This is a genomic window from Micromonospora matsumotoense (assembly GCF_050951065.1).
Taxonomy (GTDB): Bacteria; Actinomycetota; Actinomycetes; order Mycobacteriales; family Micromonosporaceae; genus Micromonospora; species Micromonospora matsumotoensis.
Window position 1 is genome coordinate 4,481,017 of sequence record NZ_CP192025.1, and the last position, 24,890, is coordinate 4,505,906.

Below are 24,890 nucleotides of genomic sequence, written 5' to 3' on the forward strand. Positions count from 1 at the left end.
GTTGCATCTCCCCCATCCACGCCATATATGGTGTCCCACGCAGCTGGTTCTACCAAGCCCGAAGGGTGCGGTCGAGGCAACAGGGAACCCGGTGTGAATCCGGGACTGCCCCGCAGCGGTGAGTGGGAACGACCGCCGTCATCGAGCACTGGACCGCAAGGTCTGGGAAGCGACGGCCAGTAGGCGACCGGCGACCCCGGTCAGGCCCGCGAGTCCGAAGACCTGCCAGTGCGCCGTGCGCTGCTGCGCGCGGCGGTCGGAGGTCGCGCGGGACGACCGACGCCAGCACCCGGGCCGGCCGCTGCGCCGCGTCCGTTGGCGTTCTCCCGCGTCCGAGGGCCATCGGTGACAGCGAGGAGAGGTCATGACGAACGTAGCGGAGAGTCCCCCGTCCGATACCGACGGCGCGGAGTCACGCCGACCGGCGATGCGGGTGCGCAAGCGCAACGGCGACACCGAGCCGGTGGACGTCAACAAGATCGTCAAGGCGGTCGAGCGGTGGGCCACCGACCTGGACGAGGTCGACCCGCTGCGGGTGGCCACCAAGACGATCAGTGGCCTCTACGACGGGGCGACCACCGCCGAACTGGACAAGCTGTCGATCCAGACGGCCGCGGAGCTGATCGGCACGGAACCCCAGTACTCCCGGCTGGCCGCCCGGTTGTTGGCCGGCTACGTGGAGAAGGAGGTACGCGGGCAGGCGGTGGCGAGCTTCAGCCAGTCCATCCGGTACGGCCACGGCCTCGGCCTGGTCTCCGACGACACGGCCGCGTTCGTGGCCCGCAACGCCCGCAAGCTCGACGACGCGGTGGACCCGGCGGGTGACCTGCGGTTCGAGTACTTCGGGCTGCGCACGGTCGCCGACCGCTACCTGCTGCGGCACCCCGAGTCGCGGCTGGTGGTGGAGACCCCCCAGTACTGGCTGCTGCGGGTGGCCTGCGGGCTGTCGGAGACGCCGGGCGAGGCGATCGGGTTCTACCGGCTGATGTCGTCGCTGGCCTACCTGCCGAGTTCGCCGACGTTGTTCAACTCCGGCACCCGGCACACCCAGATGTCGTCGTGCTTCCTGGTCGACTCGCCGCGCGACGAGCTGGACTCGATCTACGAGCGCTACCACCAGGTGGCGAAGCTGTCGAAGTTCTCCGGCGGCATCGGCATCTCCTGGTCGCGGGTACGCGGCCGGGGCGCGCTGATCCGGGGCACCAACGGTCGGTCGAACGGAATCGTGCCGTTCCTCAAGACCCTCGACGCCGGGGTGGCGGCGGTCAACCAGGGCGGCCGGCGCAAGGGGGCGGCCTGCGTCTATCTGGAACCGTGGCATCCGGACGTCGAGGAGTTCCTGGAGCTGCGGGACAACACCGGCGAGGAGGCCCGGCGTACCCACAATCTCAACCTGGCCAACTGGATTCCGGACGAGTTCATGCGCCGGGTCGAGGCCGACGGCGACTGGTCGCTGATCGACCCGTCGGACGCCCCGGAGCTGCCCGACCTGTACGGCGAGGAGTTCGACGCCGCGTACCGGGTCGCGGAGAAGAAGGCGGTCCGGACGGTCCGGGCCCGGGACCTGTACGGCCGGATGATGCGCACCCTGGCGCAGACCGGCAACGGGTGGATCACGTTCAAGGACCCGGCCAACCGGCTGTCCAACCAGACCGGCGTCCCGGGCAACACGATCCACCTGTCCAACCTGTGCACCGAGATCCTGGAGGTGAACAGCGACACCGAGACGGCGGTCTGCAACCTGGGCTCGGTCAACCTCGGCGCGCACCTCACCGGGGACGGCGTCGACTGGGAGAAGCTGCGCGCCACGGTACGGACGGCGGTGGTGTTCCTGGACCGGGTGATCGACATCAACTACTACCCGGCCGCGCAGGCGGCGGCGTCCAACCCGCGCTGGCGGCCGGTCGGGCTGGGGCTGATGGGCCTGCAGGACGCGTTGTTCGCGTTGCGTCTGCCGTTCGACTCCGCCGGGGCCCGGGAGCTGTCCACCCGGGTGCAGGAGGAGATCTTCCTGACCGCCCTGGAGACGTCGACCGGCCTGGCCGAACGGTTCGGCGCGCACCCCGCGTACGCCGAGACCCGGGCGGCCCGGGGTGACCTGCACCCGGACCTGTGGGGGGTCGAACCCACCCAGGTCGACCGGTGGGCCGCGCTGCGGACCCGGATCGCGGCGCACGGCCTGCGCAACTCGCTGCTGGTGGCGATCGCCCCGACCGCCACCATCGCGTCGATCGCCGGCTGCTACGAGTGCATCGAGCCGCAGGTGTCCAACCTGTTCAAGCGCGAGACCATGTCCGGGGAGTTCCTTCAGATCAACACCTACCTGGTCCGCGAGCTGAAGGCGCGCGGGTTGTGGACGTCGGAGATCCGCGACCAGATCAAGCGGGCCGAGGGGTCGGTGCAGGGGATCGTCGACCTGCCCGCCGAGGTGCGGGAGTTGTTCCGCACCGCGTGGGAGCTGCCGCAGCGGGCGCTGATCGACCTGGCCGCCGCGCGGGCGCCCTACATCGACCAGTCGCAGTCGCTGAACCTGTTCCTGAGCGCGCCGACCATCGGCAAGCTGTCCTCGATGTACCTGCACGCCTGGAAGTCCGGGCTGAAGACCACCTACTACCTGCGGTCGCGTCCCGCGACCCGGATCCAGCAGGCCACCGTCACCGTCGCCCCGGTCGTCGCGGCCGGCGATGCCGAGGCGCTGGCCTGCTCCCTGGAGAACCCCGAGAGCTGCGAGGCCTGCCAGTGACCACCGTCGACGAACCCCGCACCGGTGAGCGGCACCTGCTGCTCGACCCCGGCATGGACCTCACCCTGCGGCCGATGCGCTACCCGCACTTCTTCGACCGGTTCAAGGACGCCATCCGCAACACCTGGACGGTGGAGGAGGTCGACCTGCACTCCGACCTCGCCGACCTGGAACGGCTCTCGCCGGCCGAGCGGCATCTGGTGTCCCGGTTGGTGGCGTTCTTCGCCACCGGCGACACCATCGTCGCCAACAACCTGGTGCTCAACCTCTATCAGCACGTCAACTCCCCGGAGGGCCGGCTCTACCTGTCCCGGCAGCTGTTCGAGGAAGCCGTACACGTGCAGTTCTATCTGAACCTGCTCGACACCTACGTCCCCGACGAGCAGGAACGCTTCGCCGCGTTCGCCGCCATCGAGAACATCCCCTCGATCCGGCGCAAGGCCGAGTTCTGCTTCCGTTGGATCGACTCGGTCTTCGGCCTGCGGGAGCTGCGCACCCGCGCCGACCGGCGGGCGTTCCTGCTCAACCTGATCTGCTTCGCCGCCTGCATCGAGGGGCTGTTCTTCTACGGCGCGTTCGCCTACGTCTACTTCCTGCGGTCCCGGGGGCTGCTCAACGGATTGGCCTCCGGCACCAACTGGGTCTTCCGCGACGAGTCGATGCACATGGCGTTCGCGTTCGACGTGGTGGAGACCGTCCGCCGGGAGGAGCCGGAGCTGTTCGACGCCGAGCTGGAGCGGCAGGTCACCGAGATGCTCGCCGAGGCGGTCGAGTGCGAGGTGCAGTTCGCCGAGGACCTGCTCGAACAGGGCGTCTCGGGGCTCTCGCTGACGGACATGCGGGCGTACCTGGAGCATGTGGCGGACCGGCGGCTCGTCCAGCTCGGCATCGCGCCGCGCTACGGCGCGCAGAACCCGTTCGCATTCATGGACCTGCAGGACGTACAGGAGCTGTCGAACTTCTTCGAGCGGCGGGTGTCGGCCTACCAGGTGGGCGTCAGCGGCAGCGTCACCTTCGACGACGACTTCTAGCCGACCGCACGGGCCCCGGCCCGGTCCGGGCGCGGCCGACCCGCACGACCACCGGACCGGGCCGGTTCCCGGCCAGGGCCGGTCCGGTGGTGCGTGACACCACCGGGCCGGACCGGGTCACCCGCCGGTCACTGCGGTGCGCCGGCCTCGGTGAGCCGGCCGTCGGCCAGCCGGAGCCAGCGGGTCACGGCGATCCCGGCCAGGAACCGGTCGTCGTGGCTGACCACCACCAACGCGCCCCGGTACGCCAGCAGCGCGCTCTCCAGCTGCGCGACGCTGACCAGGTCCAGGTTGTTGGTGGGCTCGTCGAGCAGCAGCAGGTGCGGTGCCGGTTCGGCGAAGAGCAGGCAGGCCAGGGTGGCGCGCAGCAGTTCCCCGCCGGACAGCACCCCGACCGGCAGGTGGGCGCGGGCGCCCCGGAACAGGAACCGGGCCAGCAGGTTCATCCGGTCCGCCTCGGTCCGCGACGGCGCGAACCCGGCGAGGTTCTCCGCGACCGTGCCCGCCGGGTCGAGCAGGTCGAGGCGCTGCGACAGGTACGCCACCCGTCCCCCGGCCCTGACGGCGACGCCGGCCACCGGTTCCTGGTCACCACCGATCAGCCGCAGCAGGGTCGACTTGCCCGCACCGTTGGGCCCGGTCAGGGCGATCCGCTCGGGGCCCCGGATGGCCAGGTCGACCCCGTCGCCGGCGAAGACCGGCCGGCCCGCGTAGGCGGCCTGCACCCCCTGACCGTGGAAGACGGTACGGCCGGCCGGCAGCGTGGTGTCCGGCAGCTCGATGACGAGGTGGTCGTCGCGACGGGCGGCCCCGCTCGCCTGGTCCAGCCGGGCCTGGGCGTCGCTGACCCGGGCGGCGTGCACGTCGCTGGCCCGGCCCGCCGACACCTGGGCGTCGCGCTTGAGGTTGCCGGCGACGATCCGGGGCAGTCCCGCGTCGGCCAGGTTCCGCGCGGCGGTCGAGGCCCGCCGGGCCGCCCGTTCCCGGGCCTGCTGGAGTTCCCGCTTCTGCCGCTTCACGTCCTGCTCGGCCTGGCGCACCTGCCGCTCGGCGACCTCCCGCTCCGCCCCCGCCGCCTGCTCGTAGGCGGTGAAACTGCCGCCGTACCAGCGGATCTCGCCGTGGTCGAGGGCGGCGATGCGGTCCATCTCGTCGAGCAACGCCCGGTCGTGGCTGACCACGAGCAGGCAGCCCGTCCAGGACCGCAGCACGGCGAGCAGCCGCGCCCGCGCCTCCCGGTCGAGGTTGTTCGTCGGCTCGTCGAGCAGCAGCACGTCGGGCCGCTTGAGCAGCTCGGCGGCGAGGCCGAGGGAGACCACCTGGCCACCGCTGAGGGTGCCGAGCCGCCGGTCCAGCGCCACCTCGGCCAGCCCGAGCCGGTCGAGGGCGACCCGGGCACGTTCCTCGACGTCCCAGTCGTCCCCGACGGTGGTGAAGTGCTCCTCGGCGGTGTCACCGGCCTCGATGGCGTGCAGCGCGGCGATGACGTGGTCGACCCCGAGCAACTGGGCCACGCTCTGGTGCCGGGCGAAGGGCAGGTGCTGCGGCAGATAGCCCAGCACCCCCTCGACGGTGACGCTGCCGCCGGTCGGGCGGAGCTCCCCGGCGAGGAGTTTCAGCAGGGTCGACTTGCCGGCGCCGTTCGCCGCGACCAGGCCGGTGCGACCACCGGGGAGAGAGAATGACAGGTCCTCGAAGACCGGGGTGTCATCCGGCCAGGAGAAGGACAGGGCGGAGCTGACGACGTAACTGTCGGACATGGGGAACCTCGAAGACAGGTGATCCGGGCGCGGCAGCGCTGCCCGGGGTGAACAGGGCAGGACGACATGGGCGACGCGACGGGGCGGTCATGCGCCGTCGGTCACCGCAACCGGGCTCTCACCCGGAGATGTCGTCGTCACCTGCCACGGTCTGCTCCTGTCCTGTGCGACCCGCCCACCATAGCCCAACGGACGGTCACCGGCCCGGCACCGCCCACGCCCGGCGCTCCGGTACGCGGGTGGACCGGCCGGGCCGGTGGAGCGGGCAGGGCGGCGTGCCGGTCCGCCGACGCCCGCCGGGCTACCGTGACTCGTAGTCGAACCAGTCGAAGGCGACGGTGCCACGGGCGGCGCACCTGCCGATGACGCGGCCGGTGAAACCACCGGCGACCTCGGTGGACAGGTACCGGCCGTCGAGTTCGGCCAGCACCTCGAAGACCCCGTCCGGGCCCTCGACGCCGAGCCGGAGCAGGTCGGGTTCCTTGGCCGGGTGCCAGTCGCCGGGCGACGGGGCGAGCACCTCGATCCGGAGGCGGACCGGACCGGCCCGACCGGGCAGATGGCGAGCGTCGACAGGACCGACCCGATCCAGGCCACCACCCGTACCTCGCCGCCGCCCGCCTCGATGTCGTAGTGGTGCCGCTCGTCGAGGCGTACCACCAGACCGCCGTGCCCGTCGGTCGGGTCGACCAGGGTGCGGACCTGACACGACGGGTGCTGCTGGCGGCGGCCGACGAGGGTGACGTCCGGTGCGTCCGGCGACGCGCCGTCAGCCAGCCCGGCCGGGCTGGCTGACGACCAGACGGTGCCACGGCGTCTCAGCCCACCGGCACGGGCCGCCGGGCCGGACCGAGGTGCCGGGCGTACGCGCCGGTGGTGAAGAACGCCGGCAGGTTCTCGCCGAGGGCGGTGTCCTCGACGATCCGCGCGGCCTGCGCGGCGCGGTCCCGGTTGGCGCCCACCCGCCCGTCGCGCAGGGCGGCCAACTCCTCCGCGAGGATCGTCCGGACCAGGCCCTCGGTCACGCAGCCGCCGTCTGCCAGCGGGGTGCCGTGGTGCAGCCACTGCCAGACCTGGCAGCGGGCGATCTCGGCGGTGGCCGCGTCCTCCATCAGGTTCCCCAGCGCCACCGCGCCGGTGCCGCCGAGCCACGCGTCGACGTAGCGCACCGCGACGGCGATGTTGGCCCGCAAGCCGGCGGCGGTGACCTGGCCCGGTGTCTTGTCGACGGCGAGCAGGTCGGCGGCGGTCACGGCGACGTCGTCCCGCAGCCGGTCGAGTTGGTGCGGGCGGTCACCCAGCACCGCGTCGAACTCCTGACGGCAGGTGTCGACCAGGCCCGGGTGAGCCACCCAGGAGCCGTCGAAACCGTCGCCGGCCTCCCGCCGCTTGTCCGCCCGCACCCGGTCGAGGGCCACCTCGTTGACCTGCGGGTCCCGGCTCGGGATGAAGGCGGCCATCCCGCCGATCGCGTGCGCCCCCCGCCGGTGGCAGGTCGCCACCAGCAACTCGGTGTACGCGCGCATGAACGGCACCGCCATGGTGACCTCGGACCGGTCCGGCAGGACGAAGTCCGGCCACTGCCCGAAGTTCTTGATCACGCTGAAGATGTAGTCCCACCGGCCGGCGTTCAACCCCGCCGAGTGTTCCCGCAGCTCGTAGAGGATCTCCTCCATCTCGAAGGCGGCGGTGATCGTCTCGATCAGCGTGGTGGCCCGGATGGTGCCCCGGGGCAGGCCGAGGCGCTGCTGGGCAAAGACGAAGACGTCGTTCCACAGCCGCGCCTCCCGGTGGCTCTCCAGCTTGGGCAGGTAGAAGTACGGGCCGGCGCCCGCGTCGAGCTGCCGCCGGGCGCAGTGGAACAGGTAGAGCCCGAAGTCGACCAGGCTGGCCGAGATGGGTCGGCCGTCCACCACGATCCCCTTCTCCACCAGGTGCCAGCCGCGCGGCCGGACGACGATGGTGGCCAGTTCCGCGCCGAGGGCGTACCGCTTACCGCGCGGGTCGGTGAAGTCGATGCGCCGGTCCAGCGCGTCGATCAGGTTGAGCTGGCCGGAGATGACGTTGTGCCAGGTCGGTGCGGTGGCGTCCTCGAAGTCGGCGAGCCACACCCGCGCCCCGGAGTTGAGCGCGTTGACGGTCATCCGGCGGTCGGTCGGTCCGGTGATCTCGACCCGTCGGTCGACCAGCCCGGGTGCGGGCGGGGCCACCCGCCAGTCGGGGTCGGCGCGGATCGCGGCGGTCTCCGGCAGGAAGTCAGGGAACTGCCCGGTGGCGTAGCGGTCCCGGCGGGCCCGGCGGGTGTCCAGCAGGGCCACCCGCTGGGCGGCGAACTCACTGTCCAGCGCGACCAGGAACTCCAGCGCCTCGGCGGTGAGGACCTCGTCGAACCGGTCGGCCAGTGGACCGATGATCTCGTACCTCATGCGAACTGCTCCTCTTCGGTGGAGCCGCGCAGGGCGGTGGTCTCGGCGGCCGGGTTGAGCACGGTGCTGATCAGGTCGAAGTAGCCGGTGCCGACCTCACGCTGGTGCTTGACGGCGGTGTAGCCGGCCGGCTCGGCGGCGAACTCCCGCTCCTGCAACTCCACGTAGGCGGACATGCCGTCGGCCGCGTAGCCGCGGGCCAGGTCGAACATCGAGTAGTTGAGGGCGTGGAAGCCGGCCAGGGTGATGAACTGGAACCGGTAGCCCAGGTGGCCGAGTTCCCGCTGGAACTTGGCGATGGTGGCGTCGTCGAGGTGCTTGCGCCAGTTGAACGACGGCGAGCAGTTGTAGGCGAGGAGCTGGTCCGGGTACTCGGACTTGATCGCCTCGGCGAAGCGCCGGGCGACCTCCAGATCGGGGGTGGAGGTCTCCATCCAGAGCAGGTCGGCGTGCGGGGCGTAGGCCAGGCCCCGGGCGATGCACGGGTCGATGCCGTTGCGCACCCGGTAGAAACCCTCGGCGGTCCGCTCGCCGGTGACGAAGGGCCGGTCCCGCTCGTCCACGTCGGTGGTGAGCAGCGTGGCGGCCTGCGCGTCGGTGCGGGCGATCACCACCGACGGCACCCCCGCCACGTCCGCGGCGAGCCGCGCCGCCTCCAGGGTGCGGATGTGCGCCCCGGTGGGGACGAGCACCTTGCCCCCGAGGTGGCCGCACTTCTTCTCGGCGGCGAGCTGGTCCTCCCAGTGCACGCCCGCCGCACCGGCCCCGATCATCGCGGTCATCAGCTCGTAGGCGTTGAGCGGGCCGCCGAAGCCGGCCTCGGCGTCGGCGACGATCGGCGCCAGCCAGTCGGTACCGCCGCCGTCGCCCTCGGCGGTGGTGATCTGGCCGGCGCGCAGCAGCGCGTTGTTGATCCGGCGCACCACGGCGGGCACCGAGTTGGCGGGGTAGAGACTCTGGTCGGGGTAGGTGTGCCCGGCGAGGTTGGCGTCGGCGGCCACCTGCCAGCCGGAGAGGTAGATCGCCTTGAGCCCGGCCCGGACCATCTGCACGGCCTGGTTGCCGGTGAGCGCGCCCAGGGCGTGGAGGTAGTCCTCGGTGTGCAGCAACTCCCACAGCCGCTCCGCCCCGCGCCGGGCCAGGGTGTGCTCCTCCTGGACGGCGCCGCGCAGGCGGACCACGTCCTCGGGGCGGTAGCTGCGACGCACTCCCCGCCAGCGCGGGTCGGTCTCCCACTCGGTACGCAACCGCTCCACGGCGTTCTGCATGATGTCGTCTCCTCGGATGTCGTGACGCCGGCACTGCGTCGTCGACGCGTCGCCCGGCCGGCGTGTCACCCACGGTCACACGGTGTCCCGGGCGGGGTCGAGGGACGGAACGAGCCAAGTTCTGAGAAGTTCGCACCCGGTTCTGCGAAGTTGCGAACAGGTATATTCGCACTCTGCCAAGGGTGCTGGGCTGCCGAAAGAGCAGCGGGGAGGTGAGTGTGGTGAGCAAGACCTTTGCGGGTGCCCGACTGCGCCGGATGCGCGAGGACCGCGCGCTGAGCCAGTCCCGGCTGGCCCGGCTGCTCAACATCTCACCGAGCTACCTCAACCAGATCGAGCACGACACGCGTCCGCTGACCGTGCCGGTGCTCATGCGCATCACCGAGGTGTTCGGCGTCGATCCGACCGTGTTCGCCCCCCGGGACACCCCACGGCTCGTCGCCGGGTTACGCGAGGCGCTGCCGGGCCGGCCGGGCGTCGCCGACCTCACCGAGCTCGCCACCCGGCTGCCCGAGGTCGCGGAGGCCGTGCTCGACCTGCACCGCCGCTACCGGCAGGCCGACGAGCAGCTGGCCGAGCTGCTGGGCGACCGGGAGACGGTCGGGCGCAGCCCGCACGACCGGGTGACCGAGTTCTTCTACCGGCGGCAGAACTACGTGCCGGATCTGGACGAGGCGGCGGAGCGGCTGGCGGCGACGATCGGGATGCGCCGGGGTGAGGTCCGCTCCACGTTGCAGGACCGGCTCGCCCAGCGGCACGGCGTGCAGGTCCGCCGCGACGAGGCCACCCTGCTCGGCGACGAGCTGCACCGCTACCGGCCGCAGACCCGCACCCTGCACCTGTCGACGTCGCTGCGGGCCGGGCAGGAGGCCATGCGGATGGCGGCGCAGATCGCCCTGCTGGAGTACGCCGACGTGATCGACGAGATCGTGGAGGAGGAACGGTTCGACGACCCGCAGACCCAGATCCTCACCCGGGTCGGCCTGGCCAACTACTTCGCCGCCGCGCTGATCCTGCCCTACGAGCCGTTCCTGGCGGCCGCCGAGCAGCACCGGTACGACATCGACCTGCTCACCCAGCACTTCACCATGGGCTGGGAGACCGTCTGCCACCGGCTCAGCACGCTGCAACGGCCCCGGGCACGCGGGGTGCCGTTCTCGTTCGTCCGGGTCGACCGGGCCGGCAACCTGTCCAAACGCCAGTCCGCCACCGGCTTCCCGTTCTCGCTCACCGGCGGCACCTGTCCCCTGTGGAATGTGTACGAGGCGTTCAGCGCGCCCGGCCGGGTGGTGGTGCAGGTCGCCGCGATGCCCGACGGGCAGCGCTACCTGTGGATCGCCCGCACCATCACCCGGCACCACGGCGGCTACAACCAACCCGGCAAGGTCTATGCGATCGGGCTCGGCTGCGAGACCCGGCACGCCGACCGGCTGGTCTACTCCACCGGGATCGACCTGTACGCCGCCGACGCCGTCACGTCGATCGGACCCGGCTGCAAGACCTGTGAGCGGATGACCTGCCCGCAGCGGGCTGCCGCGCCGATCAGCGGCCGGCTCGACCTGGACGAGAACCGCAGCACCTTCATCCCGTACCCCCTGAAGGGCTGACCCGACGGCGGCGACCGGGCCCACGCCGGGTGCCTGGTTACGCTGGACCGGTGCCGGTCCCCACCTCGCGCTTCGATCCGGTCTGCCCGTCCGGCATCGTGCCGATCCACATCGGCGACAAGTGGACGGCGATGGTGATCACCCTGCTCGCGGCGGGACCGATGCGTCACTCCGACATCCGGGCGCAGGTCGGCCCGGTCACGGCGAAGGTGCTGACGGCGGCGCTGCGGGGCCTGGAGCGCAACGGTTTCGTCGACCGGATGGAGCAGCCCGGACCGCCCCGTACGGTCCACTATGGTCTCACCCCCCTGGGGCGCACCCTGTTGCCCGCCATCGCCTTGGCCGTGGAGTGGGCGCAGCACCACCTCACCGAGATGCTCGATGCCCAGGAGGCGTACGACCGCGCACACTCCGGTGGGGGCCGGGCGGAGCACCCGGCACCGCCGCGGTCGGCGGCAGCCGGGTAGCCGGCCCCGCCGGGCGATACGCCCGGGCCCGTGCGGCGGACGCTCCCGCTCAGCTCAGGCTGATCACGGGTCGGGTCAGGATCTCGTCGGCGTAGCCGTCGTCGGAGGCGAGCCACCGACCGAACCCCTCGTCACGGTAGGCGGTCGCGAGGGTGAGCCAGCCCAGGAAGAAGCCGCTGCCGCCGCAGGCGGTGACGCCACCGTCACCGCCACACACCACGGTCGGCTCGGTCGTCACCTCGTACCGGTAGGAGTCCTGCCCGATCGCCAGGCCCCACAGGTTCGCCGTCCGATGCGCCCCGGTCCGGTGCTCGACCGGGTAACCGTCGTCGGGGCTGTCGTCGCCCCAGCGGAACAGGGTGGTCGCACCCGCGCCGCAGGCCCACTCCCACTCGTCCGGGCTGGTGGTCCGCAGGCCGAGGGCGGCCAGGGCGGCCATCGCCTCGTCGTGGTCGACCTCCTCGACCTCCCAGGCCCGGGCGACCTGGCCGGTGTGGTCGAGTTCGACGGTCAGTCCGTCGGCGGCGCGCACGGTGCCCGCCCCGTCGCCCCGGTGGCCGATCGACGCGACGAGTTCGCCGACCCGGGGGTCGTCCGGGGACACCGGCGTCTCGGCGGGGTCGAACGCCTCCACCGCGACCAGCATCGCCGGCAGGTCGACGTCGCGCAGCGGTGAGGTCATCGCGTCGAGGTACTCGGCCAGCGGTGGCAGGCCGTACTCCTCGGCGCTGTCGGCGTAGCTGTCCGACTGGCTCCGGCCGGGGCGGAACCGGGCCGCGTCGTAGCCGAGCGTCGGACGACCACCGGGCACCAGCGCGAACCGCAGCCCGGACCGGTCGAACAACGCCGTCCGGTGCGGGCGTCCCGCGTAGACGGTCCCGCGCAGGCCCACCAGCGTCAGGTCGTGCCGCGCCGCGAGCTCCCGGGCCAGCCGGCCGGCGGCCTCGTCGGACCGGTCGTTCCACTGCACGAAGTCGATTTCGGCGTACGGCACGGGGCCAGGATAGTGCCGGCGGCATCGGTCATGGCGCGGGGCGTCCCACCGGAACCATCCTGGCCCGGGAGGCGACACCGACGGCGGCCCGGGTTGTGCCCGCCCTTGCCGCCCACGGTCACCCCACGACACGCCGGACACGCTACTAGCACATATCCGACGGAATATAACATCTGCCCACGAACCTGGTCGGATGCGTCGCATAATGTGAAGCGCCTGGCCATAAGGGGTGGCGACCAAAGCGGGTGGGCCATTCAGCCATATGAGAGTCCCAGGTCTCACCGCCGAGCCGATGGTGAATACCATTCAGGACGCACTACGGTAAGCGCTCGCTTCATGTGTTCGCCCCGGCGCGCTCACGGATACCGAAGGAAGACTGATGAAAACCGCACCCATGCGCCAGGATGAGCACCCGGTGTCGCTGGGCACGGTTCGCGCGGAGCCTCTGGACCGCCTCTCCGCCGCGGACGTCACCCCGATCGTTCGCCGGGTGATGGCGGCACACCTCGACCAGACCCGCATCCCCGCGGCGAAGTTCTCGTCCTTCATCTGACCAGCCATGTCTCCCGCACCGGTCCGCCCCGCGCTGACCGAGTTCGTCCTCAAGGTCCACTCCCGGTGCGACCTGGCGTGCGACCACTGCTACGTCTACGAACACGCCGACCAGAGCTGGCGTCGACGACCGGTGCGGATGACGCCCGAGGTGCTCGTGGCCGCGGCCGGCCGGATCGCCGAACACGCCGCCACCCACCGCCTGCCGAGCGTCTCGGTCATCCTGCACGGTGGAGAACCGCTCCTGCTGGGGCCCGCGCGGATGCGCCGCGCCCTCACCGATCTCCGACGGGTCATCGGCCCGGTCACCCGACTCCGGATCGGCATGCAGACCAACGGGGTGCTGCTCTCCGAGCGGTTCGGCGACCTGCTCGCCGAGTTCGACGTCTCGGTCGGAGTCTCGCTGGACGGCGGCCGTGCCGCCAACGACCTGCACCGGCGGTTCCGTAACGGCGACAGCAGCTACGACCGGGTGCTCCGGGCCCTCGCCCTGCTCCGCCGCCCGGCCTACCGACGGCTGTGGTCCGGCCTGCTGTGCACGGTCGACGTCCGCAACGACCCCGTGGAGGTGTACGAGTCGCTGCTCGCCCAGGACCCGCCCCGGATCGACCTCCTCCTCCCACACGCCAACTGGGACGCGCCACCCCCACGGTCGGGCCGTGGATCGACCGCGTACGGCGGCTGGCTGCGCGCCGTCTACGACCGCTGGCGTGCCGACGGACGCCCGGTCCCGATCCGGCTCTACGACTCGCTGCTGTCCACCGCCCGGGGCGGACCCAGCGGCACCGAGGTGTTGGGACTCGACCCGGTCGACCTGGCGGTGATCGAGACGGACGGCGAGTGGGAGCAGGCGGACTCCCTCAAGACCGCCTACCACGGTGCGCCGGCCACCGGCATGACGGTCTTCTCCCACTCGGCCGACCACGTCGCCGCCAGCCCGCATCTGGCCCGCCGCCGCGCGGGCCGGGCCGGACTCGGCGCTGAGTGCCGGCGGTGTCCGGTGATCGACCAGTGCGGCGGCGGACTCTTCGCCCACCGCTACGGCGCAGGGCACTTCGATCACCCGAGCGTCTACTGCGCCGATCTGAAAGAGCTGATAGCGCACGTGAACGAGAACCCGCCGACCCCCGCGCCGACCCGGCTCGACGCCGGGCTACCCGACGATCTCATCGACCGGATGGCGGCCTCGACCGGCGACCGGGTCGCCATCGGGCAACTCGTCGACGCGCAGACCGCCATCGTCCGCGCGTTGCTCCGCGGGGTCGCCGAGGGCCTGCCGAGCGGCGGGGCCGGGGCGGACGGCTGGGCCGCGCTCGCCGAACTCGACCGGCGCGCGCCGGGTTCCGTCGCCCGCGTCACCGCACACCCGTACGTACGGGTGTGGGCGGTCGACTGCCTGGCCGGCGCGGCGGGTGGCAACCGGCACGGGGCGAGCTACCTCTGCGCGATCGCCGCCGCCGCGGCGATCGACGCCGACGTGCCGGTTCACCTGCCGGTGCCGGTGCGGGCCGGCCGCCTGCACCTGCCGACCGTCGGTACGGTGCTCCTGCCCGAGGTCGGCGACGGCACGGCGGAGGTCCACGTCGAGCGGGGCTCGCTGTCGGTGACCGCCGGGGACGTGACGGTGGCGGTCCGCACCGGCGTGGCCGGGGACGCGCCCCGCTGGCAACCCACCCGTGCCCTGGAGACGCAGGACGTGACGGTGCTGCTGGAGGACGGCGACCCGTACCGCGAATGTCACCGGTTGCCCCCCAGCGGGCGGCTCGACGACGGGGACGCGGCGCGCTGGGGTGCCACCTTCGCCGCGGCGTGGGAGATCATCACCGACGAGGTGCCGGGCCGTGCCGAGGAGCTGCGGGCGGGACTACGGGCCCTGGTGCCGCTGCGCCGCAGCGGCACGGGGGCGAGTGAGGCGTCGACCGCACGGCAGGCCTTCGGCGGCGTCGCCGCGACGGAGACCGACGCCGGCTCCCTGGCCGTGCTGCTCGTGCACGAGTTCCAGCACAGCAAGATGAACGCGCTGCTCGACATCTTCGACCTCGTCGACGGCGGACGACCGACCAGCGTCACGGTCGGTTGGCGGCCCGACCCGCGCCCGGCGGAAGCGGTGCTGCACGGCATCTACGCGCACGCGGCGGTGGCCGACATCTGGCGGATCCGGGCCGACCGCCAGGTCGACGGGGCGCGGGCCGCCTACCGCCGGTACCGCGACTGGACGGCCGAAGCCATCGGCGCCCTCGACCGGACGGACGCGCTCACCCCGGCGGGCTCGCGGTTGCTGCGGCAGATCGCCCACTCCGTGGCCGGTTGGCCGTCCTGACCGCTGCCCGGCCGGCCCACCCGCCGGGGACGGCGCGGACCTGATCACTCATGGCAGCCTCTTTACTCTAATCGATACACTCCACATCGTGTCGACGGGAGAGCAGAGCGTGATCATTGCCGGTGGGTGGTCGGGCCGCTCTGTGCACACCCAGCGGGTCGGGTCGACGTGAGTCACGACAGTCCCGTCCTCACCGGGGCACGCTACTTCTTCCTCAGCTACGTTCCCCCGCCGACGCCCAACGACCGCACTCTCGGTGACCACTGGGTCCGGCGCTTCTTTTACGACCTGCACCTGGCGATCGACGGGCAGCCCGGCGCCCGGCTGCGTCGGCGCGGCTTCGCCGACTTCACCGTGCGTCCACCGCAGGACCGCGCCGAACAGCGGCGCCTGGCGCTCGCCGAGGCCGAGGTGTTCGTCCCGCTCTACTCACCGGACTACCTCAACCGGAACGACTCGCGGCGGGAACGCGAGTGGTTCCGGCAACGGCTGCTGCGGGCCGGCCGGGCCGTCGACGGGGACAACATCCTCCCGGTCCTGTGGACCCCGTCCCCCGCCGCCGTCCACGCGCTCGACCAGAGCTGGGCGCTGGCGTTGGCCACCGACGTGGACGCCTACGTCGCCCACGGCATGAGCGCCCTCTGCCGGCTCCAGAAATACCAGGGCGCCTACAAGGAGGTCCTGGGCCGGCTGGCCCGGCACATCGTCGAGACCGCCGAACGGACACCTCTGCAACCGGCGGAGCCGCCGTCCGGGCGCACCGACGTGCCGCCGTCCCCGTCCAGCGAGGTGCCCTTCCTGTCCGTCGTCCTCGCCCCCGACCTGCTGCCGCACCCGGGCCGGCGCAACGGGCGGTTGCCGGCCCACGCTGAGCACTGGCGGCCGTTCCACGACCGACGGCCGGTCGTCGACGACGTGACCGACGCCGCCCAACAGCTACGGATGCCGATCGACGTCCGCAGCTTCGTCCCGGACGTCGACCTGTTCCGGGGCTGTCCCGGCATCCTCATCATCGACCCGTGGGTGGTCGAGACCGAGGACGGCACGGCGGCCGTCCGCGCGGCGGTCGACTGCCTGCACGGTTGGGTGGGTGTCGCGGTCGTCATCGACGAATCCGCACCAGGCCACCGCGCGCACGCCAGGGGCCTGCTCGACCGGACGGTGGCGCTGTTGCCCGCCACCGTCCGTCCGCTCGCGGTGACGACGTACGACGAGTGGCAGGTCGGCATCCGCGGCCTGGTCGGCCGGATGCGACGCCGCTACCTCGACGCGGGCCCGGCCTATCCACCGCCGGGACCGCCGATCACCAGGCCCCGACTATGGGAGCACCCGCCGGCCCACGAAGGAGTGGACACATGACCCCAGGCGAGGGACAGGTCGTCACCTTCTACTCCTACAAGGGCGGCACCGGCCGCACCATGGCGCTGGCCAACGTCGCCTGGATCCTCGCCGCCAACGGCAAGCGGGTGCTGGCCGTCGACTGGGATCTCGAGTCCCCCGGGCTGTCCCGCTTCTTCACCCCGTTCATCGACCGCGACGCGCTGGAGAGCAGCGGCGGGGTGATCGACCTGATCCGGGAGTACGAGTGGGCGACCACCACGCAGCACGACAAGGGCGACGACCGCTGGCACGAGCAGTACGCCCGCGTGCACAAGTACTCCTTCTCCCTGAACTGGTCCAACTTCCCGGGTGAGGGGACGCTCGACTTCCTCTCCGCCGGCCGGCAGAACAACGACTACGCCGGCACGCTCGCCGGGATGAACTGGGACGAGTTCTACGAGCGGCACAACGGCGGCCACTTCTTCGACGCCCTGCGCGCCGACATGCGGCGCAACTACGACTACGTCCTGATCGACAGCCGCACCGGTTTCTCCGACGTCGCCGACATCTGCACCATCCATCTGCCGGACGTGCTCGTCACCTGCTTCACCCTCAGCGAACAGGGCATCACCGGCGCGGCCAAGGTGGCCCGGTTGGTCGAGCACCGCTACGGCTCACGGCGGATCCGGGTGCTCCCCGTGCCGATGCGGATCGATCCCGCGGAGAAGGTCAAGGCCGACACCGGTCGGGCCGTGGCCCGGCAGCGCTTCAGCGGCCTGCCGAGCGGCATGAGCGAGGCCGACCGGGACCGCTACTGGGCCCGGACGCAGGTCCCCTACCAGGCTTTCTACGCGTACGAGGAGCTGCTGGCGACCTTCGCCGACCAGCCCGGCGTCAACGGCTCGCTGCTGTCGGCGTACGAGGTGCTGGCCCGGGAGATCACCCGGGGTGAGGTGGCGTCGCTGCCCCCGATGAGCAGCGCGGTACGCGACCGGGTCAATGTCCGCTTCACCCGTACCGCCACGTCGGTGGAGAACGAGATCCTGCTGGAGCACGCCCCCTACGACCGGGTGTGGGCGGAGTGGATCGGTCATCTGCTCGCGTCGGCCGACGTACGGGTGACCGATCCGTGGTTCGCCGACAGCGAGGCCACCGGCACCGCCCGGGAGCTGATCATCGTCTCCGAGGCCAACGCCCACGAGGAGGCCGTGCTCACCGCGCCGGACCGGTCGCCCGACCAGGTGCCGCTGGTCGTCTACGTCGCGGACGTCCGACGGCTCGCCAACGTCCCGGCCGCGCACACCGTGTCGGTGGCCGGGCTGGAGGCCCGGACGGCGGCCTCCCGCATCCTCCGGCTCGTCGGCCGGGAGGGGGCGACCGCCGACGTCGAGCTGCCGACCGGGCCGCGATTCCCCGGCCGCGACAACGCCGTCTTCGAGGTGCCCGGCCGCAACAAGCGCTTCACCGGCCGCGAGGAGGACCTGAGGGAGCTGCGGACGCTGCTGCGCAGCAGCCCGAAGGTGGTGTTGGCGGGCACCGGCCCGGTGGCGTTGCAGGGCATGGGTGGCATCGGCAAGAGCCAACTGGCCCTGGAGTACGCCCACCGCTACCGCGCCGCCTACGACATGGTGTGGTGGATCGACGCCGACCAGGTGCCGTTCATCGAATCCGCCATCGGTGACCTGGGTCCCTACCTGGGCGTGCCCTCGTCGGACTCCAACCGGGAGAATGCCCGGCTGGTGCTGCAGGCGTTACGCCACACCGATCTGCGGTGGCTGCTCATCCTGGACAACGCCGACGAGGTCGAGGGCGTCCTGCCGTACGTGCCGGACGGCAAGGGCCACGTCCTGATCACCTCCCGCAACCTGCAGTGGGTGGAGCGGGCCACCACCGTGCAGGTCGACGTGTTCAAGCGGGCGGAGAGCATCCAGCACCTCACCGAGCGGGTGCCGAACATGCGCGCCGATCAGGCCGACACGGTCGCCGCCCTGCTGGGTGACCTGCCGATCGCGGTCACCGCCGCGGCGGCCTGGTTGGCCGACACCGGCCACTCGGTCGACAGCTACCTCGCCGAGATCGCCCGCTTCGGGCCGGGCGCGGTGATGGCGCCGAACAGCAACGTCTCGGTGGAGGCCACCTGGGAACTGTCGCTCAACCACCTGCGCACCAGGAACCCGGCGGCCTACCGGGTGCTGCAACTCTGCGCGGTGCTCGCTCCGGAGATCTCGGCCGACCTGGTCTACAGCGACGAGTTCGCCGAGGCGCTGGTGCCGTTCCATCCGCAGGCGAAGGAACGCCTGGTCCGCCAGCAGTTGGTGCAGCAGGCGAACCGGCTCGCCCTGGTCCGGGTGGATCTGCGGGCCGACAACCCGGCAGGGGGCGAGCGGGGCCGGGGCGGGCTGGTGCTCATGCACCGCCTGTTGCAGCATGCCGTCCGTTCCCGGATGACCGAGGAGGAACTGGACGAGGCACACCGCCAGGTCCACCTGGTTCTGGCCGCCGCCCGACCGGAGGGTGAGGTCGACGACCCCGACGGGTGGCCCCGGTTCCGGGTCATCTGGCCGCACCTGGAGGCGTCCAAGGCGCTGCTGAGCCGGAAGGTGGAGGTGCGGGCCCTGATGATCGACCGGGTCCGCTACCTGCAGTTGCGGGGCGATCTGGAAGCCGGCCGCCGGCTCGGGCAGGAGGTCGCCGCGACCTGGGAGCGGATGCTGGCCGAGGAGACCGACGCGCGGGCACGGGACGACCTGCGCCGGCAACTGCTGCACCTGCAGTTCAACCTGGCCAACATCCTCGCCTTCCTCGGGCAGTTCACGCAGTCCCGGACGCTGGACGAAGAGGTGCTCGCGGCGCAACGGGAACTCCTCGGCGAGGACCATCCGCACACCCTGATGACCGCGGGCGGACTGGCCCGCGACCTGCGGGGCATGGGCATGTACAGCGAGGCGTTGCGCCTCGACGAGGTCACCTTCAACGCCTGGAAGCGCAACTTCACCGAGGAACACCCGCGGACCCTCGCCGCCCTCAACAACCTCGCCAGCACCCAGCGTCTGATGGGCCGGTTCCGGGAGGCCCGCCGCAACGACGAGGCGGTGCTGGCCGGGCGGCGCGCGATCCTGGGCGAGAGCCATCCGGACACCCTCGCCTCGTCCGCCTACGTCGGCATCGACATGCGCGACGCGGGCGACTACGAACAATCGACCGGTCGACTGCGCAGCGTGCACCGGGACCTGTTGCACACCGCAGGCGCCGAACATCTGATCACCCTGCGGACGCAGACGAACCTGGCGGTCTCGCTGCGCGCGGGTGGCAACGCGGTCGAGGCGGACACTCTCCTCGAAGCCGCCTACGAGCTGCTCACCCAGCGGTTCGGGCCGGACAATCCGGAAACCCTGACCTGCCGGCTGAGCCTGTCGATCAACCTGCTCACCCTCGACCTCTTCGAACGGGCCAGCCGGGAACTCACCGAGGTGCACCGCGTCTACCAGCGCAATCTTGGTCCCGACCACCCGTTGACCCTGGTCTGCCTGGTCAACCTGGCCATGGTCGCCCGCCGCGCCGGTGACCTCGCCGAGGCCCGCCGGCTCGCCGGCAGCTCGGCCGACGCGCTGGCCACCGTGCTGGGCCCCGAGCATCCGTATCCGCTCTCCGGGTGGATGAACCAGGGCATCTGCATCGCCGAGCAGCCCGACCCGCCGGAGGGGCGGGAGGCGGCCGACCAGGAGGCGCTGGGCCTACTGCGGCACGCCCATGACGGCCTCACCCGGATGCTCGGTCCGGACCACCCCAACGCGCTGCGGTCCCGGGCGAACCTGCTGCTGATGCGGGAGCGGATCGAGCCCGGCCGACGGGCCGAGATCGAGGCTGCCACCCGCGACCTCGCCCGTCGGCTGGGTGAGCATCATCCGGCGGTCGAGACCGTACGCCAGAACCGTCTGCAACGGCGCATCATCGACCCCCATCCGATCTGACCGGGGCCCGGTCGGGTCGGCGGGTCAACCAGGCGAGTATCTCCGGCAGTACCTCGACCGCGCCGAAGTGCGCGCAGCGCCGCTGGACGTGCAGTTGCGCCCCGGGGATCTGCCCGGCCAGCCACCGGGTGTGACTGGCCGGGGCGAAGTTGTCGTCCGCGCCGTGCCAGAGGCGTAACGGCGTCCGGATCTGCGTCAGCGTGATGCCCCAGTCGGCCCGCAACGCGAGGACGTCGTCGATCCAGCCGTCCGCCCCCCGGCGCAGCCCCTCGGCGTACGCATCGGTCAGCTGTCGTCGGATCGGCACCCCCGCCACCACCCGTCGATCGGCTTCCGTCATCTGGGTCACCAGCAGCGCGAGCAGGAAGCCGGGATCGTCCACCGTCCGTTCGGCCCGCAGCCGCAACTGTTCGGCGAGCACCCGTACATCGCTCTCCGCGGTGCCGTAGTCGCGGATGTTGGCCTCCGTCATGCCGTCGTACCAGTTCAGTCCGACGGCGCCGGCCGGCGCGACGCCGACCAGGACCGCGGTGCCCCGGACCCGTTCCGGCAGCAGCGCAGCGCAGGCCAGCGTGTGTGGCCCGCCACCGGAACGGCCGACCACGGAGAACTCGTCGATGCCCAGGTGGTCGGCGATCGCCGCGACGTCAGCGGCGGCATCGGACACCCGGCGGCCCGGCAACCGGCTGGAGCCGCCATAGCCCGGCCGGTCGTAGGAGATCAGTCGGACGCCGAGCCGGTAGAGCACACTCGACCGTGGACGCGGACCGCTCCGGCTGCCCGGCGTGCCGTGCATCAGGAACACCGGCCAGCCGCGCTCAGCGCCCGCCACGTCGACTGCCAGGCTTCTCCTTCCGGTGCGGACGATGTGCTGGCGTGGGGAGGGCAGCCGGGACAATCGTGACCTCCGGAGGGATGGTGGCGGTGCGGCGGACGTCCCGGCCGCACGGACGGTCAGACCGCATCGGCGGACCACTTCTGGCCGGTCTGCGCGAGCAGACGCAGCGCGTCGAGAGCCGCCGGCAGGGTGCTCCTGGCCGGCGTCTGACCGTGCGCCCGCAGATAGTCGACGAGCAACCGGCGGAGCCTCTCCTCGTCGAGGAACTCGTCGGGCAGCCGGTGTGCGAGCAGGCCGACCATCGTCCGGGGCGGGATCTTGTGCCACGCCAGGTCGGCGTACTCGCTCAACGCCATCAGCAGCCACAACGCAGTGCGGTTGTCGACCCCTGCGGCGGCGAACTGCTCGACCATCTCCGCCGAGACCACGCCGTCCTCCAGCGGAAGCTCGGCGAAACGTGCCTCGATGTCGGCGAGCACCGCCCGTACCCGGGGGACGTAGTGCTGCGGAAGCCGGTCGAGCCCGTGTCGGAGGATCAGCGCGTGCAGCACGGCATGGTCCTCAGGGGTGCCGATCGAGTCGAGCAACGCGGGGAACTCGTCGATCAGATACGGGCACGAGATGATCAGCTCCGGTGGTGCGGTCACGGAACTGGGCAGCCGGTCCAACGCCACCCGGGTCAGTCCGCAGACCACCTCCCGGGGCAGCTGCGCGCCGTCCTCGGCCAGGCACTCCAGCAGCACCGTGGCGCTCGTGCTGGACACCGCCTCCGGGCGTTCCGTGGCACTTTCCCACAGCCGCCGGTAGCTCCTCTCGTCGTACAGGATGAGGTGGTGCAGCGACGGCACCGGCCAGCGTCTGGTGGCCAGGGAGACCAGATCGGCGTGGAACCGGCCCGCCTCGAAGCTCTCCGGCTGCCGGTCGCGCCAGGTCCGTGCTCCGGCGTGCAACTGGCCGTACGTGGTGATGTCGCCGAGCAGCCGGGCCTCCTCGGCGGCCACCGACGCCTCCCTGCGGCGGCCACGCCGTCGCTCGGCCGTGAGGCGACCGTCGCCGTCGCGACCCAGCCAGCTGAGCAGGGTCATCTGGTCCTTCTCGTCGAGACCCGCCCGCCACAGCCGCACCGTGGAGACCCAGGTCCGGTCGTCCATCAGATCGGTGTACGGCACGCCGTCGGCGCAGAGCAGCACGGCCAGCGCCACCAGGTTGGCGGTGTAGGCGGCGAGCAGGCGCACCGGATCGTAGGGCGACGGCCGGTAGGCGTCCACCCCCGCGAGGCTGCCCCGCTGCCGTGCCTCGGCCAGCAGTCCGATGATGGCGGCGACCATGCCGCTGCGCTCCTGCGGATGACGGGAGCTGAGTTCCTCGACGAACCCGACCACCGCCTCCCGCTTGACCAGTGGCTGGTGGGACAGCAGGGCGCGGAACTGGCCGGTGTCCAGGTGGTGGCCGAAGCCCGCCGGGGTGCGGGTACGCCGGTGCAGCTCGGCGAGTTCGCGCAGCGATCCGACCACGTACTCGGCGATCAGGAAGTCGCCGATGGTCGCGTGCAGGAACTCGTACGTCCGGCGGGCGTCCTCGCCCTGTAGGTCGTCCGGGCCGTACACCACGAAGAAGGCGGCGGTCACCAGTTGCTCCGGCCCGAGCACGTCGCCGAGCTCGAACCGGGACCCGTCGTCGGCTCCCGTGCCGAAGCAGCCGAGGTCGGCGCGGAGCGCGGCCCGGTTCACCAGCTGCCGGTTGCGGTTGAACATGGCGAACGCGGTGATGGCCAGGTCGCGCCGCAGCCGGTGTTCGCGGGCCTGACGTTCGTGCGGCGCAAGGACGCTCGACGCCTTCTCCCCGACCTGCCGGCGGATGAACGCGGTGAGCAGACCGGTGAACAGGTCGCAGCGGGAGATACCGGAGTCGGGACGGCGGTCGACCCGGTGTTCGTGGTAGTGGATGGCCAGCAGGGTGAGCAGCAGCGGCTGCCGGGCCAGCTCGCCGTGCGAGAGCAGGTCCCGGGCCTCCAGCCGATGGTAGCCGGGCTGGCCCTCGTTGGCGGTGTTGACGGCCGCCACCCAGGTCGTCACCTGGGAGTCGGTCAGATCCTCGAGCCGGACCAGCACCGTGCCCTGCGGCACGCTGGTCCGGTCCATCACCAGCATCCGTGAGGTGATGATCGGGATGACCGGGCAGCCCAGGTCCCACTGGGCCTCCTGGAACTCGGCGACCCGGTCGACGTACTGGGCGTGGGCCGTGCCGGTGACCTGGACGAGTTCGTCGAACCCGTCGAACACGACCACGACAGTGGTCCCGTTCGTGGCCCGGCGCAGGTCCGCCCACCGGAGGCGCTCGTCCATCACCTGCTCGATCGCGGACTCGATCTGTTCGGTCGGTGAGGCGTCACCGGCCATCCGGCGCAGCGGCACGAGGATCGCGGTGAACCGGTTCGCCGGCAGTCGGGCCGCGATGACCCGGCTCAGCAGCGTCTTACCGGCGCCCGGCTGGCCGAGGACCAGCAGCGGACGGTGCAGGCTCGCCGGATCGGTCAGGTAGTCGGACAGGAAGCCGACGAGGTCGCCGCGGCGGGGCTGCTCCGCCCACCAGTGCTCCCGCTCCGGCGCGGCGTGCTTGCCGTGCACGGCGACCCGGAAATCGGGGCTGATGAAGCCGTGTTCCACCGTCGGCAGTCGCAGGTGGAAGACGGTGTCCCTGATCGTCAACAGCGGCTGCCGGAACACCGCGGTCAGCGACCCGGCGAGCCGGTCGAGGGATTCACGGAGCAGGTCGGGCCGGTCGGTCGGGGTGGGGCCGGCCAACGCCGACAGGTTGTGGGACAACGCCGCCAGGGCGTCTATCCGCTGTACCACCTCGACGGTCAACTGCCGGTTGTCGCGCATATGGTGTTCGATCGCCTGCCGGAGCATCCGGAACCCGAACTCCGGAAGGTCCGCGGCGAGCCGGTCGAACCGATCCTCGTAGTGCCGCATGCTGCGCTCGACCACCCGGGACCGCAGCGACGTCAGGTCGAGACCCCGCTGCACCTCGGCCCAGGCGGCGAGCCCTTCGCAGAAGGCGATGGTGGCGTCGTGCAGGAGGACGTAGGCTTCCTCGATGTCGCGGCGGGTGTCCGCCATGCCGTGCACCGAGGACGGCAACGGGAAGCAGCCACCGTCGATCTCCTGCGGCAGGGTGTGCTGGCGTCGACCGGCCGGCACCAGCGCGACCTTCTCCGCGTCGGTCAGTTGCAGCCGCTCGACGCCCGGCCCCACCACGTCCCGGAAGCCGTCGAAGAAGGCGGCGAGGGCCAGCACCGTGTGGCTGGCCTCCAGCAACTCGTAGTAGGACCGCCCGCCGGACGACCGGATGCGCCCGGCCTGGTTGCCGGTGGCTTCCCGGACGAGCTGCATGAGCGTGTTCGTCGGACCGAGCAGGGCGAGCGCCGCACCATGGGTGAGCGCCCCGGCCCCCAGGATCCCCGCATTGGCGATCTTGCCGGCTGCGGTGAGACGGGCGCTGCCGGGGGCCAGCAGTCGTAGCGCATCTCGGTAGCTGAGGCTCGAACGGCGCGGCATGCCGCCCCTTCCGCTGCGGGAGATCCGATCCAC

The 24,890-nt window shown here is 71.7% G+C and carries 15 protein-coding genes, 1 pseudogene and 1 riboswitch; of the genes and pseudogenes, 8 read left to right on the forward strand and 8 right to left on the reverse strand.

From position 1 onward, the window contains the following. Positions 1-25 precede the first annotated feature (25 nt). Positions 26-245: riboswitch (cobalamin riboswitch) on the forward strand. A gap of 119 nt (positions 246-364) precedes the next feature. After that, positions 365-2,743, forward strand: a complete 2,379-nt coding sequence (locus ACQP1S_RS19625) for a ribonucleoside-diphosphate reductase subunit alpha (RefSeq protein ID WP_432897480.1) — start codon at positions 365-367, stop codon at positions 2,741-2,743. A 53-nt stretch (positions 2,744-2,796) separates the two neighbouring features. Beyond that, entirely contained in the window at positions 2,797-3,774 is a 978-nt protein-coding gene (locus ACQP1S_RS19630) for a ribonucleotide-diphosphate reductase subunit beta (RefSeq protein ID WP_245722799.1), read from the forward strand. A 128-nt stretch (positions 3,775-3,902) separates the two neighbouring features. Here the strand turns inward: ACQP1S_RS19630 and ACQP1S_RS19635 are convergent, their stop codons facing one another. From ACQP1S_RS19635 to aceA, 5 genes and pseudogenes are all read right to left on the reverse strand, one after another. Next, complete coding sequence (locus ACQP1S_RS19635) at positions 3,903-5,534, reverse strand: ABC-F family ATP-binding cassette domain-containing protein (RefSeq protein ID WP_432897483.1); 1,632 nt, start codon at positions 5,532-5,534, stop codon at positions 3,903-3,905. A 301-nt stretch (positions 5,535-5,835) separates the two neighbouring features. Then, positions 5,836-6,054, reverse strand: a complete 219-nt coding sequence (locus tag ACQP1S_RS19640; protein ID WP_432897486.1) for a hypothetical protein — start codon at positions 6,052-6,054, stop codon at positions 5,836-5,838. Positions 6,055-6,209: 155 nt separating this feature from the next. Beyond that, positions 6,210-6,356 (reverse strand): annotated as a pseudogene (locus ACQP1S_RS19645) (hypothetical protein); the annotation flags it as partial. After that, positions 6,353-7,960: a malate synthase A gene (gene aceB / locus ACQP1S_RS19650; protein ID WP_432897489.1), complete on the reverse strand. Its 1,608-nt coding sequence runs from the start codon at positions 7,958-7,960 to the stop codon at positions 6,353-6,355. The pseudogene ACQP1S_RS19645 and the gene aceB, both read right to left, overlap by 4 nt. Next, complete coding sequence (gene aceA, locus ACQP1S_RS19655; protein ID WP_432897492.1) at positions 7,957-9,228, reverse strand: isocitrate lyase; 1,272 nt, start codon at positions 9,226-9,228, stop codon at positions 7,957-7,959. The genes aceB and aceA overlap by 4 nt, the downstream gene beginning before the upstream one ends. A gap of 221 nt (positions 9,229-9,449) precedes the next feature. On the opposite strand from aceA, the gene ACQP1S_RS19660 reads away from it, so the two are divergent. Together ACQP1S_RS19660 and ACQP1S_RS19665 are read left to right on the forward strand one after the other, a co-directional pair. After that, positions 9,450-10,835: a short-chain fatty acyl-CoA regulator family protein gene (locus tag ACQP1S_RS19660; RefSeq protein WP_432897495.1), complete on the forward strand. Its 1,386-nt coding sequence runs from the start codon at positions 9,450-9,452 to the stop codon at positions 10,833-10,835. Positions 10,836-10,885: 50 nt separating this feature from the next. Continuing rightward, complete coding sequence (locus ACQP1S_RS19665) at positions 10,886-11,302, forward strand: winged helix-turn-helix transcriptional regulator (protein WP_432897498.1); 417 nt, start codon at positions 10,886-10,888, stop codon at positions 11,300-11,302. A gap of 49 nt (positions 11,303-11,351) precedes the next feature. Here the strand turns inward: ACQP1S_RS19665 and ACQP1S_RS19670 are convergent, their stop codons facing one another. Beyond that, positions 11,352-12,296: a hypothetical protein gene (locus tag ACQP1S_RS19670; RefSeq protein WP_432897501.1), complete on the reverse strand. Its 945-nt coding sequence runs from the start codon at positions 12,294-12,296 to the stop codon at positions 11,352-11,354. Positions 12,297-12,675: 379 nt separating this feature from the next. Here ACQP1S_RS19670 and ACQP1S_RS19675 point away from each other — a divergent pair, with 379 nt between their 5' ends. The 4 genes from ACQP1S_RS19675 to fxsT all read left to right on the forward strand — a co-directional run bounded on the left by ACQP1S_RS19675 (position 12,676) and on the right by fxsT (position 20,459). Next, positions 12,676-12,849 carry a hypothetical protein gene (locus ACQP1S_RS19675; protein WP_357892113.1) on the forward strand — a complete coding sequence of 58 codons (174 nt, stop codon included), beginning with the start codon at positions 12,676-12,678 and terminating at the stop codon, positions 12,847-12,849. Between the two features lie 6 nt (positions 12,850-12,855). Next, positions 12,856-15,168, forward strand: coding sequence for an FxsB family cyclophane-forming radical SAM/SPASM peptide maturase (locus ACQP1S_RS19680; protein ID WP_432897504.1), 2,313 nt, complete (start codon positions 12,856-12,858; stop codon positions 15,166-15,168). A 168-nt stretch (positions 15,169-15,336) separates the two neighbouring features. Beyond that, positions 15,337-16,527, forward strand: a complete 1,191-nt coding sequence (locus ACQP1S_RS19685; protein ID WP_432897507.1) for a TIR-like protein FxsC — start codon at positions 15,337-15,339, stop codon at positions 16,525-16,527. Then, positions 16,524-20,459: an FxSxx-COOH system tetratricopeptide repeat protein gene (fxsT, locus tag ACQP1S_RS19690; protein ID WP_432897510.1), complete on the forward strand. Its 3,936-nt coding sequence runs from the start codon at positions 16,524-16,526 to the stop codon at positions 20,457-20,459. Before ACQP1S_RS19685 ends, fxsT begins: the two co-directional genes overlap by 4 nt. Here fxsT and ACQP1S_RS19695 read toward each other — a convergent pair. Both ACQP1S_RS19695 and ACQP1S_RS19700 read right to left on the reverse strand, forming a co-directional pair. Further along, the gene (locus ACQP1S_RS19695) at positions 20,437-21,357 is read right to left on the reverse strand and encodes an alpha/beta fold hydrolase (protein WP_432897512.1); all 921 of its coding nucleotides are present in this window, start codon (positions 21,355-21,357) and stop codon (positions 20,437-20,439) included. The genes fxsT and ACQP1S_RS19695 overlap by 23 nt on opposite strands. 56 nt (positions 21,358-21,413) lie before the next feature. Further along, entirely contained in the window at positions 21,414-24,857 is a 3,444-nt protein-coding gene (locus ACQP1S_RS19700) for an NACHT domain-containing protein (protein ID WP_432897515.1), read from the reverse strand. Positions 24,858-24,890: the final 33 nt, after the last annotated feature.